The 12655-nt window shown below is 62.2% G+C and carries 12 protein-coding genes and 1 tRNA gene; 8 read left to right on the plus strand and 5 right to left on the minus strand.

All coding sequences use genetic code 11. The features are described 5' to 3' along the window. Positions 1-56 precede the first annotated feature (56 nt). The 5 genes from murI to hemA are packed head-to-tail and all read right to left on the minus strand — an operon-like array spanning position 57 to position 4782. Complete coding sequence (gene murI / locus J3A71_RS25200; protein WP_016484870.1) at positions 57-854, minus strand: glutamate racemase; 798 nt, start codon at positions 852-854, stop codon at positions 57-59. Then, positions 847-1602 carry a molybdopterin-synthase adenylyltransferase MoeB gene (locus J3A71_RS25205; protein ID WP_016484869.1) on the minus strand — a complete coding sequence of 252 codons (756 nt, stop codon included), beginning with the start codon at positions 1600-1602 and terminating at the stop codon, positions 847-849. Before J3A71_RS25205 ends, murI begins: the two co-directional genes overlap by 8 nt. After that, positions 1596-2426 carry a peptide chain release factor N(5)-glutamine methyltransferase gene (gene prmC, locus J3A71_RS25210; protein WP_016484868.1) on the minus strand — a complete coding sequence of 277 codons (831 nt, stop codon included), beginning with the start codon at positions 2424-2426 and terminating at the stop codon, positions 1596-1598. Before prmC ends, J3A71_RS25205 begins: the two co-directional genes overlap by 7 nt. After that, positions 2426-3508, minus strand: coding sequence for a peptide chain release factor 1 (gene prfA / locus J3A71_RS25215; protein WP_016484867.1), 1083 nt, complete (start codon positions 3506-3508; stop codon positions 2426-2428). Before prfA ends, prmC begins: the two co-directional genes overlap by 1 nt. Then, positions 3505-4782 carry a glutamyl-tRNA reductase gene (gene hemA, locus J3A71_RS25220; protein ID WP_209953466.1) on the minus strand — a complete coding sequence of 426 codons (1278 nt, stop codon included), beginning with the start codon at positions 4780-4782 and terminating at the stop codon, positions 3505-3507. The genes prfA and hemA overlap by 4 nt, the downstream gene beginning before the upstream one ends. 1002 nt (positions 4783-5784) lie before the next feature. On the opposite strand from hemA, the gene J3A71_RS25225 reads away from it, so the two are divergent. The 8 genes from J3A71_RS25225 (at position 5785) to ychF (ending at position 12578) form a co-directional block, all read left to right on the plus strand. Then, a complete protein-coding gene (locus J3A71_RS25225) occupies positions 5785-7506 on the plus strand; it encodes a tetratricopeptide repeat protein (protein WP_016484864.1) in 1722 nt (573 codons plus the stop codon). A 4-nt stretch (positions 7507-7510) separates the two neighbouring features. After that, entirely contained in the window at positions 7511-8128 is a 618-nt protein-coding gene (gene lolB, locus J3A71_RS25230; protein ID WP_209953467.1) for a lipoprotein insertase outer membrane protein LolB, read from the plus strand. A gap of 4 nt (positions 8129-8132) precedes the next feature. Continuing rightward, complete coding sequence (ispE, locus tag J3A71_RS25235; protein ID WP_016484862.1) at positions 8133-8993, plus strand: 4-(cytidine 5'-diphospho)-2-C-methyl-D-erythritol kinase; 861 nt, start codon at positions 8133-8135, stop codon at positions 8991-8993. 20 nt (positions 8994-9013) lie between these two features. Further along, positions 9014-9088 (plus strand) — tRNA-Gln (locus J3A71_RS25240). Positions 9089-9136: 48 nt separating this feature from the next. Next, positions 9137-10078 carry a ribose-phosphate pyrophosphokinase gene (locus tag J3A71_RS25245; RefSeq protein WP_003247410.1) on the plus strand — a complete coding sequence of 314 codons (942 nt, stop codon included), beginning with the start codon at positions 9137-9139 and terminating at the stop codon, positions 10076-10078. A gap of 118 nt (positions 10079-10196) precedes the next feature. Further along, positions 10197-10790 (plus strand): 50S ribosomal protein L25/general stress protein Ctc, encoded by a 594-nt coding sequence (locus J3A71_RS25250; protein ID WP_016484861.1) that lies wholly within the window; start codon positions 10197-10199, stop codon positions 10788-10790. 79 nt (positions 10791-10869) lie between these two features. Then, the gene (gene pth / locus J3A71_RS25255; RefSeq protein WP_009686183.1) at positions 10870-11454 is read left to right on the plus strand and encodes an aminoacyl-tRNA hydrolase; all 585 of its coding nucleotides are present in this window, start codon (positions 10870-10872) and stop codon (positions 11452-11454) included. Between the two features lie 23 nt (positions 11455-11477). Next, positions 11478-12578, plus strand: coding sequence for a redox-regulated ATPase YchF (gene ychF, locus J3A71_RS25260; RefSeq protein WP_016484859.1), 1101 nt, complete (start codon positions 11478-11480; stop codon positions 12576-12578). Positions 12579-12655: the final 77 nt, after the last annotated feature.

A 12655-nucleotide genomic window follows, 5' to 3' on the forward strand; every position in this document is an offset into this window, starting at 1 on the left:
GGCAAGCGGTAGAAAGCAGAAGTGGAACGATAGTTCAGCTGTTTTTCACGTTTTTTTCACAACGCAAAGCTTTGCACATCGTCGGACTTATGCCACAGCACAGGCAGGATTTTTCGGAGGAATTCTGGGTCAGCGCTGGTCCAGAAGCGGGTGTCGCCGGCCGGGCCTTCGGCTAACAGGTCATTGGCACCCAGCAGCCTTTGCAGTTGACGCGCCACAGCGGCGCCGGTGTCGATGATCGCCACGTCCGCTGGCACCAGGTCGGCCAGTAACGGGCGCAAGAAGGGGTAATGCGTGCAACCGAGGATCAGCGTATCGCAGCCGGCGGCCAGCAACGGCTGCACATAGCCAAGCAGCATCTGGCGAAGCGCCGGGCTGGCCAGGTCACCGGTCTCGATCAGCTCGACCAGCCCAGGGCATGGCTGAGTAATCACCTGGACGTCATTGGCGAAGCGGTCCAGCAGCGCTGCAAACTTGGCACTTTGCAAGGTACCGGTAGTTGCCAGTACACCGACCACGCCCGAGCGGGTGGCGGCAGCAGCAGGCTTCACGGCCGGCTCCATGCCCACCAGCGGCCAAGTCGGGTACAGCTCGCGCAAGTCAGCCACCGCCGCCACCGTGGCGGTGTTACAGGCCAGGACCATGGCTTTGGCGCCTTGTGCCTGGAAGAACCCGGCAATATGCCGGCAGCGCTCGCGTATATAGTCCGGCGACTTCTCACCGTAAGGCACATGGCCGCAGTCGGCCACATACAGCAGCGTCTCGTTGGGCAGCAGGCGCTGGATTTCGGCGAGTACCGACAAACCGCCGACCCCCGAGTCCATCACGCCGACCGGCGCCGAACGCTCAGCCATCGCGCTTGCCGCAAACTGCGCAAGCCGGGTCGCGCTTGACGCGCAGCTCACGGATACGGGTGCCGAGAGCATCGATCAACAGCAGACGACCCACCAGCGGTTCGCCGAAGCCGGCCAGCAGCTTCATTGCCTCCAGCGCTTGCAGGCTGCCCACCAAACCCACCAGCGGGCCGATCACGCCAGCTTCGCTGCAGGTCAGTTCATCGTCACTGCCATGCCCGTACAGACAGTGGTAGCAGGGGCTGTAGTCGCGCCGAGGGTCAAACACCGACAACTGCCCTTCAAGGCGGATCGCCGCGCCGCTCACCAGTGGTTTGCCAGCAGCCATACAGGCCGCGTTGACCGCTTCACGAGTAGCGAAATTGTCGGAGCAGTCCAGCACCAGGTCGACTGCCGCCACAGCGGCAGCCAGCGAATCTTCGTCCAGGGCTTGGCGATGGGCAACCAGACCGATCTCCGGGTTTATTGCCTGCAAGCGCTGCAAGGCCGAATCGACCTTGCTCATGCCGACGCTGGCACTGTCGTGAATCACCTGGCGTTGCAGGTTGGTCAGGTCGACGGTGTCGAAGTCGGCCAGGTGCAGCTCACCCACCCCGGCGGCAGCCAGGTACAGTGCCACCGGGGAGCCCAGGCCGCCAAGGCCGACAATCAGTGCCTTGCTCTGCTTGAGCCGTAACTGGCCGTCGATGTCGATCTGGGCCAGCAATACCTGCCGGCTGTAACGCAGAAGTTCCTGATCACTCAGCATGGCAGGCGCCCCAGGGTAATGCGTTCATGGCCGCCCAGGTCCGTTCGGCTGGCGACCTCGATAAAGCCTTGCTCAGCCAGCAAAGCGCGTACCGCCGCTGCCTGGTCGTAGCCATGTTCCAGCAGCAACCAGCCACCGGGCAACAGGTGCGCGGGGGCCTGGGCAACGATCACGCGCAGGTCGTCCAGGCCATCGGCACCGGCCACCAGTGCACTGCTGGGCTCGAAGCGCACGTCACCGGCCACCAGGTGTGGGTCTGCGGCGGCAATATAGGGGGGGTTGCTGACAATCAGGTCGAAACGCTCGCCGGCCAGGCTGTCGAACCAGTGGCTTACCCGCACCTGCGCGTTGCTCAGACCCAAACGTTGGCGGTTGCGCTCGGCCAGGGCAGCGGCTTCTTCCACCCGGTCAACTGCAGTCAGCTGCCAGGCCGGGCGATCGCTGGCCAGGGCCAGGGCAATCGCACCGGTACCGGTGCCCAGGTCAAGGACCTTGGCCGGCGAGGCGGGTTGCAGCTCAAGGGCAGTCTCGACCAACAGCTCGGTATCCGGCCGCGGGATCAGGGTATGCGGCGCCACTTCCAGGTCGATCGTCCAGAAGCCCTGCTGCCCGAGGATGTAAGCGACCGGCTCGCCGCCACGGCGGCGCTGAAGGTAACCGGCGTAAGTCTGGGCATCTTCGCTGCTGACGATTCGCTCGGGCCAGGTGTGCAGGTAGCTGCGCGACTTGCCGATGGCAGCAGCCAGCAGCAATTCGGCATCCAGCCGCTCGGTGGGCGACTCGGGCAGCTGCGCGTTGCGCAGCAAGCTGGCGATGATGGTCATCAGTCCCCCAGGGCAGCCAGTTGATCGGCCTGGTATTCGGCCAGCAGCGGTTCGATCACTGCGTCCACGCCACCGCTGAGGATGTCGTCCAGCGAGTACAAGGTCAGGTTGATACGGTGATCGGTTACCCGACCCTGTGGATAATTGTAGGTGCGGATGCGCTCGGAACGGTCACCGGACCCCACCAGCAGTTTGCGCTCGCTGGCAATGGCATTCTGTGCTGCGCTGGTCTGCATGTCGTTGAGCTTGGCCGACAGCCAGGACATGGCACGGGCGCGGTTCTTGTGCTGCGAACGCTCTTCCTGGCACTCGACCACGATACCGGTGGGCAAGTGGGTAATACGGATCGCCGAGTCGGTCTTGTTCACGTGCTGACCACCCGCGCCCGATGCACGGTAGGTGTCCACGCGCAGATCGGCCGGGTTGATTTCGATGGCTGCTTGTTCGTCCGGCTCGGGCAGCACCGCCACTGTGCAGGCGGAGGTGTGCACGCGGCCTTGGGATTCGGTTTCCGGCACGCGCTGAACACGGTGTGCGCCAGACTCGAACTTGAGCTTGCCGTACACGTGCTCACCCTCGACACGGGCGATGATTTCCTTGTAGCCGCCGTGCTCGCCTTCGTTCTCGGACAAGATCTCCAGGCGCCAGCCGCGTTTTTCGGCGTAGCGCGAATACATGCGGAACAGGTCGCCAGAGAAGATGGCCGCCTCGTCGCCACCCGTACCGGCGCGAATTTCGAGGAACACGTTGCGGCCGTCGTTGGGGTCTTTGGGCAGCAGCATGCGTTGCAGCTTCGCCTCCAGCGTCAGCAGCTGTTCCTTGGCTTCACGCACTTCTTCCACGGCCATTTCACGCAGGTCCGGGTCGCTGTCCTTGAGCAATGCCTGGGCGCCCTCAAGGTCACCCTGGACTTTGCACCACTCTTTATAAGCAGCGTAGACCGGCTCGACCTCGGCATATTCACGGGAATACGCGCGAAAGCGCGTCTGGTCGGAAATGACCTCAGCATCACCGAGCAGTGCGGTGAGCTCTTCGAAGCGGTCCTGGAGGATATCCAGTTTGTTCAGCAGCGACGCTTTCATTGCGGGGATTTGTCCGTGGAGCCCTCGTTGAGGGCAAAGAGTTCCTGGGCCATGGCCAGCGCATCAAGGCGGCCCTCGGCCGAGAGCTTTTTCAACTGCACGCTGGGCGCATGCAGGAGTTTGTTGGTCAGCCCCCGGGCCAGTTGGGCCAGTACGTCCTCGGGGTTGCCGCCGTTGGCCAGCAGGCGCTGGGCCTTTTGCAATTCGTCGTCACGCAGGCGCTCGCTCTGCTGGCGGTAGGCCTTGAGCACGTCCACCGCCGCCAGTTCACGCAGGCGCAGCATGAAATCCTCGGCGCCCACCGAGACCAGTTCTTCAGCCGCCTGGGCTGCGCCCTGGCGGCTCTTGAGGTTTTCCGCCACCACGTCATGCAGGTCATCGACAGTGTACAGGTACACGTCGTCCAGCTCGCCGACTTCAGGTTCGATGTCGCGCGGCACGGCAATGTCGACCATGAAGATCGGCTTGTGCCGGCGCTGTTTCAGCGCACTCTCGACCGCGCCCTTGCCCAGGATGGGCAACTGGCTGGCGGTGGAACTGATGACGATGTCGCTGTTGGCCAGTTCCTGGGGGATGTCGGCCAGCAGTACGGCGTGTGCGCCAAACTGCTCGGCCAGGGTACTGGCCCGCTCCAGGGTACGGTTGGCCACGACGATACGCCGCACTCCTTGCTCATGCAGGTGGCGGGCGACCAGGGTGATGGTTTGGCCGGCACCGATCAACAAGGCCTGGCTGCGGCCCAGGTCGCTGAAAATCTGTTTGGCCAGGCTGACTGCGGCAAACGCCACCGATACCGGGTTTTCACCAATGGCGGTGTCGGTGCGCACCTGCTTGGCGGCGCTGAAGGTGGCCTGGAACAGGCGCCCGAGCAACGGGCCGACGGTGCCGGCCTCCCGCGCCACGGCGTAGGCTGACTTCATCTGGCCGAGGATCTGCGGCTCGCCGAGCACCAGCGAGTCCAGGCCCGAAGCCACGCGCATCATGTGCTTAACGGCATCATGCTCTTCATGCACGTAGGCACTGGCGCGCAACTCGTCCAGGCTGAGGCGGTGATAGTCGGCCAGCCATTGCAGCACGGCGTCGGCAGACAAGTGGTCCTGCTCTATATAGAGCTCGCTGCGGTTGCAGGTCGACAGGATCGCCGCTTCGCGGCTGGAAGTCAGCCGGCAGAGCTGCTGCAGGGCGTCTACCAGCTGCTCTGGGGTAAACGCCACGCGCTCGCGTACGTCTACCGAGGCAGTCTTATGGTTGATACCAAGTGCAAGAAAGGCCATGCAAGGTCGCTGGTTGTGACGGGAAGCCGATAATTGTCCTCTTTCACAGGTATTAGAACAACCACCGTTCGCTATTGCGCTGATAGCGCTGCGGCTATCGCCGCTCGCGGGCAAGGATGAGCGTTGATTTCAGCTTTCACTCCCGCTTTTGATCTGGCTTTTGATCTGCTGTTGATCTGGCTTTTGATCTGCTTTTGATTTTCGCGACTTCAGGAGGCCGAACGCAGGCCTTGCGAAGGGAGGTGACGGGCATGGATGCCCGTCAAGCGCTGGGCCCCAGGATGGGGCCTGCAGCGCGGCCCTCCCGGGAGCAAGGCCGGAGTGAGGGAACCCCGGAGCGAAGCGCAGGGGCCGGATGATGGGAGCGCAGCGTTTTTTGGTTACTTTTTGTCGCGTTTGACAAAAAGTGACTCGCCGTAAGGGCGAAAAGGTGAGTCAGCGTCGCCATCGCAAATGGACTGTTCGCTGAACCAAAACAGCCAGATCCGCTTTTCGCTTCTTGCGATGTGGGCCTTAGCACAGTGTAGACATTCGTTCGCGCAGGTGGCGCCAAGTCACCTTTCCGCCCTTCCGGCGGGTTACTTTGGTCTTGGCCAAAGTAACCAAAGCCGTCCGCTCCCATCATCCGGCCCCTGCGCTTCGCTCCGGGGTCCCCTCGCTCCGGGCTTGCTCCCGGGAGGACCGCGCTGCAGGCCCCATCCTGGGGCCCAGCGCTTGACGGGCATCCATGCCCGTCACCTCCCTGCGCAAGCCCTGCGCTCGGCCTCCTGAGGTCGCAATCTGCGTCGCTTGAACTATCGCGCGCTTAGAAGCAGAAGCAGAAGCAGAAACAAGAGCGTGAGCGCGAGCGAGCGCTGGGCATCGTGGCAATGCCCGGGCGAACCCTGCGCGCGCTGCGCGGTCTGCATGTGCTGAGCGTAGCTTCATACCTTCGCAGGTGGGTTTGCCCCCGCGCTTGTGTCATCATGCTCCGACCGCCGGTGAGTCCTCCTAAAGCCTTCTATGAACAAACCATACGCATTGCTGCTTGCCTTCGCCCTGCTTCAGGGCTGCCAGAACCTGGCCCCGCAAAAGGCCGAGCCTCCCATCGCCGAAGCCGGCAAGGGCGAGGCGGAAAAGCCCGTGGTGTATGGCTCGTTCAAGCAGGACACGCTGTACAGCCTGCTGGTCGCGGAACTGGCTGGCCAGCGCAACCGCTTCGATATCGCCTTGGCCAACTACACCGACCAGGCAGCAAAAACCCAGGACCCCGGGGTTTCCGAGCGTGCCTACCGCATTGCCGAATACCTCGGCGCCGACGAGCCGGCGCTGGATAACGCGCTGGTCTGGGCCCGCAATGACCCGCAGAACCTCGACGCCCAGCGCGCCGCCGCCATCCAGCTAGCCCGCGCCGGCCGTTATGACGACGCCATGGCCTACATGGAAAAAGTGCTGCAGGGCCAAGGCGACACTCACTTCGACTTCCTCGCCTTGTCAGCCGCCGAAACCGACCAGAGCACCCGCGACGGCTTGCTGCAAAGCTTCGAGCGCCTGCTGGTGAAATACCCCGACAACGGCCAGCTGATATTCGGCAAGGCACTGCTGCTGAACCAGGACGGCAAGGCTGAAGAGGCGCTGGAGCTACTCGAATCGCACCCGACGCAAAACGGCGAAATTGCCCCGATCCTGCTGCGCGCCCGCCTGCTTCAGGCCCTGGACCGTGGCCCCGAGGCCCTGCCGCTGCTGCGCGGCGCGATCCGCGACAACCCGGATGACAAGCGCCTGCGCCTGACCTATGCCCGCACCCTGGTCGAACAGGACCGCATCGGCGATGCCAAGGGCGAGTTCCTCAGCCTGGTCCAGCAATACCCCGACGATGACGAGCTGCGTTACTCACTGGCCCTGGTGTGCCTGGAAAACAAAGACTGGGATGAAGCCGAAGGCTACCTGCAGGAGCTGGTCGAGCGCGACAGCAACGTCGACGCCGCACACCTGAACCTGGGCCGCATCCGCGAAGAACGCCACGACCCCGCTGGCGCCCTGCGCGAGTACGCCCTGGTCGGCCCTGGCCCCGATTACCTGCCGGCGCAGCTGCGCCAGGCCGACATCCTGATTGCCAACGGCCGCGGCACCGAGGCTTCACGCCTGCTCGCCGAGGCCCGCGAAGCCCAGCCGGACTACGCCATCCAGCTGTTCCTGATCGAATCGGAAAGTTACAGCAACAACAACAAGGACGCCCAGGCCAGCCAGGTGCTGCAGCAAGCCATCCAGCGCTACCCGGACGACCTCAACCTGCTGTACACGCGCGCCATGCTGGCCGAAAAGCGCGACGACCTTGGCCAACTGGAAAAGGACCTGCGCGCCATCATCGCCCGCGAGCCGGAAAATGCCATGGCCTTGAACGCCCTGGGCTACACCCTGGCCGACCGTACCACCCGCTACACCGAAGCCAAGGCGCTGATTGACAAGGCCCACCAGCTGACCCCGGACGACCCGGCGGTACTCGACAGCCTGGGCTGGGTCAATTACCGTCTGGGCAACCTCGACGAGGCTGAAACCTACCTGCGCCAAGCCTTTGCCAACTTCCCCGACCACGAAGTGGCCGCCCACCTGGGCGAAGTGCTTTGGGCTAATGGCAAGCGCCGCGAAGCCCGCCAGGTATGGGCCAAGGGCTTCGAAGCCCAGGCCGACAGCCCCATCCTGCGCAAAACCCTTTTGCGCCTGACCGGATCCGAGACCCTTTAACGCCATGTTCCTGCGCCATTGCATCACCTTCACCCTGATCGCCCTGCTGGCTGGCTGTGCCGGCTTCGGTAGCCGCGAGGCCCTGCAAGGGCACGGCGACCCGCAGCAGTGGCACGCCCATAAAGCGCAGTTGAGCAGCCTTGATGGCTGGCAGATCAACGGCAAAGTCGGCATCCGCGCGCCGCGCGATTCGGGTAGCGGCACGCTCTTCTGGCTGCAGCGCCAGGACTATTACGACATTCGCCTGGCTGGCCCACTCGGCCGTGGTGCCGCACGACTGACCGGCCGCCCCGGTGGCGTTGTGCTCGAAGTGGCCAACCAGGGCCGCTTCGAGGCCACCAGCCCGGAAGCCCTGCTGGAAGAGCAGCTTGGCTGGCAGCTGCCAGTATCGCACCTGGTGTGGTGGGTCCGCGGCCTGCCCGCCCCCGACAGCAAGAGCAAGCTGACTCTGGACGGCGACAGCCGCCTGGCCAGCCTTGACCAGGATGGCTGGCAGGTGCAGTACCTGAGCTACACCGAACAGAATGGCTATTGGTTGCCCGAGCGCCTGAAACTGCACGGCAAGAATCTGGACGTGACCCTGGTGGTCAAGGACTGGCAGCCACGCCAGCTGGGGCACTGATTTCATGCACACGCTCACCCTGCCCGCCCCGGCCAAGCTCAACCTGTGGCTGCACATCATCGGGCGTCGCGCTGATGGCTATCACGAGCTGGAAACCGTATTCCAGTTTCTCGACCATGGCGACGAACTGAGTTTCGCCGTACGTGACGATGGCGTGATCCGCCTGCACACCGAGATCGAGGCAGTACCGCACGACAGCAACCTGATCGTGCGTGCTGCGCGCAAGCTGCAGGAACAGTCCGGCAGCCCATTGGGTGCCGATATCTGGCTGACCAAAGTGCTGCCCATGGGGGGCGGCATCGGCGGCGGCAGCTCGGACGCCGCAACCACCCTGCTGGCCCTCGCCCACCTGTGGCAACTGGACTGGGACGAAGACCGCCTGGCCGCACTGGGCCTGAGCCTGGGTGCCGACGTACCGGTATTCGTGCGCGGCCATGCGGCGTTCGCCCAGGGTGTGGGCGAACAGTTGACCCCGGTCGACCCTGAAGAGCCTTGGTATGTCGTGCTGGTGCCGCAAGTGTCTGTCAGCACAGTAGAAATTTTTTCACATCCGCAGTTGACACGTGATTCCCTCCCCCTTAATATGCGCCCCGTTCCCGAGGGAAACAGTCGAAATGACTGCCAACCGGTGGTAGAGCAGAGTTACCCAGAAGTTCGCAATGCGTTGAATTCACTGGGTAAATTCACTGAGGCTCGACTAACCGGCACTGGAAGTTGTGTGTTTGGGGCCTTCCCAAGCAAAGCCGAAGCTGATAAAGTTCTGGCCCTTCTTTCAGCGACCCAAACAGGGTTTGTGGCGAAAGGAAGCAATATTTCGATGTTGCATCGCAAGCTGCAAAGTCTGGTCAAGAAGTCGAGCGCATAAGCGTTCGCAGCAACAGATACAGGGGCGTCGCCAAGCGGTAAGGCAGCAGGTTTTGATCCTGCCATGCGTTGGTTCGAATCCAGCCGCCCCTGCCATTTTCCTTATACTCATCCAGGTATACCCTCAGCCTTCAGGTACTGCGCGTGTCCAAGATGATGGTCTTTACGGGGAACGCTAACCCCGATCTGGCTCGGCGTGTCGTACGTCAGCTGCATATCCCTCTCGGTGACGTCTCTGTCGGTAAGTTCTCCGACGGCGAAATCAGCACTGAGATCAATGAAAATGTTCGCGGTAAAGACGTTTTCATTATTCAGCCGACTTGTGCCCCGACCAACGATAACCTGATGGAACTGGTAGTGATGGCCGACGCCTTCCGCCGCTCCTCAGCATCCCGAATCACCGCCGTGATTCCTTACTTCGGATATGCCCGCCAGGACCGCCGTCCGCGTTCGGCACGTGTAGCCATCAGCGCCAAAGTTGTCGCTGACATGCTCACTGTCGTGGGTATCGACCGTGTTCTCACCGTCGACCTGCACGCTGACCAGATCCAAGGCTTCTTCGATATCCCCGTCGACAACATCTACGGCTCGCCCGTACTGGTAGACGATATCGAAGACCAGCGTTTCGAGAACCTGATGATCGTCTCCCCGGACATTGGTGGTGTCGTGCGTGCACGTGCAGTCGCCAAGTCCCTGGGTGTCGACCTGGGTATCATCGACAAACGCCGCGAAAAGGCTAACCACTCCGAGGTTATGCACATCATCGGCGACGTCGAAGGGCGCACCTGCATCCTGGTAGACGACATGGTCGACACCGCCGGCACCCTGTGCCACGCGGCCAAAGCCCTGAAAGAACACGGCGCTGCCAAGGTTTACGCCTACTGCACGCACCCTGTCCTGTCGGGCCGCGCGATCGAGAACATCGAGAAGTCGGTACTGGACGAGCTGGTGGTGACCAACACCGTTCCGCTGTCCGCCGCTGCTCAAGCCTGTGACCGTATCCGCCAGCTGGATATCGCACCGGTTGTCGCTGAAGCGGTACGCCGCATCAGCAATGAAGAATCGATCAGCGCGATGTTCCGCTAAGCGGAACGCGTGTTGATGTGAAGCGCCCCGCCCCAACATGTGTTGGGGCGGGGCTTTTTTGCCATCCCCGTTGGCGCTGGTCGCAAACGCTCTCGGGGGGCTATTTTGGAGAAACAAAATGACTGATTTTATCCTGAACGCCCAAGCGCGTACTGACCTGGGGAAAGGTGCGAGCCGCCGCCTGCGTCATGCGCTGAGCATCCCTGCCGTTGTCTACGGTGGTGACAAAGAAGCTCAATCCCTGACCATCCTGGCCAAGGAAATCACCAAGCTGTTCGAAGACGAAGCTGCCTTCAGCCACGTGATCGAGCTGAACGTTGACGGCGTCAAGCAAAACGTCATCGTCAAGGCCATGCAGCGTCACCCGGCCAAGCAGTTCATCATGCACGCTGACTTCATCCGCGTCGTTGCTGGCCAGAAGCTGACCGCTGTTGTTCCAGTGCACTTCATCAACGAAGAAGCACCGGTCAAGAAAGGCGGCGAGATCTCGCACGTTGAATCGCAGATCGAAGTTTCCTGCGAAGCCAAAGACCTGCCTGAGTTCATCGAAGTTGACCTGGCCAACGCTGAAATCGGCACCATCATCCACCTGTCGGACCTGAAAGCTCCGAAAGGCGTAGAGTTCGTAGCTCTGGCCCACGGTGATGACAAAGCTGTTGCCAACGTTCACGCTCCACGCGTTGCTCCAGAAGCAGAAGGCGCTGCCGAGTAATCCACTCGCACGCCGGCGTTGATCGGGTTACAGTGCCGCGCGCACTGTGACCCACCAACTCCAAGGAAGAGCCCCTGACGTGACCGCCATCCAGTTGATCGTTGGCCTGGGTAACCCCGGCCCCGAATACGAACAGACCCGGCATAACGCAGGGGCTCTTTTCGTTGAACGCATTGCCAGCGCCCAGCGTGTATCGCTGACTGCTGACAAAAAATATTTCGGCCTGACGGCTAAGTTCAGCCATCAGGGCAACGACGTTCGTTTGTTGATCCCCACCACCTACATGAACCGCAGCGGCCAGGCCGTGGCGGCCTTGGCCAATTTCTTCCGCATCAAGCCGGAAGCAATCCTGGTGGCGCACGACGAACTCGACCTGCCTCCGGGCGTTGCCAAGCTCAAGCGCGGCGGCGGCCATGGTGGGCATAACGGCCTGCGCGACATCATCGCGCAGCTCGGCAACCAGAACGACTTCCACCGCCTGCGGCTTGGCATTGGCCACCCGGGTGACGCCAAACTGGTATCCAACTTCGTCCTGGGCCGCGCGCCGCGCGCCGAGCAGGAGAAGCTCGACGCCAGCATCGATTTTGCCCTCGGCGTGCTGCCGGACGTGCTTGCCGGCGACTTTGCCAAGGCGATGCGCGAGCTGCACAGCCAGAAGGCCTGATTCCTTTAGAGAGGGGAATACCCATGGGTTTCAATTGCGGCATCGTCGGCCTGCCCAACGTCGGCAAGTCCACCCTGTTCAACGCCCTGACCAAGTCTGGCATCGCGGCGGAGAACTTCCCTTTCTGCACCATCGAGCCAAACAGCGGCATCGTGCCGATGCCCGATGCTCGTCTGGCTGCGCTGGCTGAAATCGTCAAGCCAAACCGCATCCTGCCGACCACCATGGAATTCGTCGATATCGCCGGCCTGGTTGCCGGGGCCTCGAAAGGCGAAGGCCTGGGCAACAAGTTCCTCGCCAACATCCGCGAGACCGACGCCATTGCCCACGTGGTGCGCTGCTTCGAAGACGAAAACGTGATCCACGTTTCCAACAGCGTCGACCCCAAGCGTGACATCGAGATCATCGACCTCGAACTGATCTTCGCCGACCTCGACAGCTGCGAAAAGCAACTGCAGAAAGTAGCCCGCAACGCCAAGGGCGGCGACAAGGAAGCCTTGGCGCAAAAGGCCATTCTGGAAAAGCTGATCCCGCACTTCACCGAAGGCAAGCCTGCGCGCAGCCTGATGAAGAACATGGCTGACGACGAAAAAGCCGTCATCCGTGGCTTCCACCTGCTGACCAGCAAGCCGGTGATGTACATCGCCAACGTCGCCGAAGACGGCTTCGACAACAACCCGCACCTGGACGTGGTCAAGGCCATTGCCGAGGAAGAGGGCGCGGTCGTTGTACCGGTGTGCAACAAGATCGAAGCAGAAATCGCCGAGCTGGACGACGGCGAAGAGAAGGACATGTTCCTCGAGGCCCTGGGCCTGGAAGAGCCTGGCCTGAACCGCGTGATACGCGCCGGTTACGAGCTGCTGAACCTGCAGACCTACTTCACTGCCGGCGTGCAGGAAGTACGTGCCTGGACCGTACGCGTCGGCGCCACTGCACCACAGGCTGCTGGTGTTATCCACACCGACTTCGAAAAAGGTTTCATCCGCGCTGAGGTGGTGGCCTATGACGACTTCATCCAGTTCAAGGGTGAAGGCGGTGCGAAGGAAGCCGGCAAGTGGCGCCTGGAAGGCAAGGATTACATCGTCAAGGATGGCGACGTGATGCACTTCCGCTTCAACGTCTGATTCAGCAGACGTTCACAGCGTCTCTAGAGACGACCCAGCCCTGAAACAGGCGAAATGTCTGTTCAGGACGGGTCACT

It is taken from the genome of Pseudomonas sp. PvP089, from assembly GCF_017875165.1.
Lineage (GTDB): Bacteria > Pseudomonadota > Gammaproteobacteria > Pseudomonadales > Pseudomonadaceae > Aquipseudomonas > Aquipseudomonas fortuita.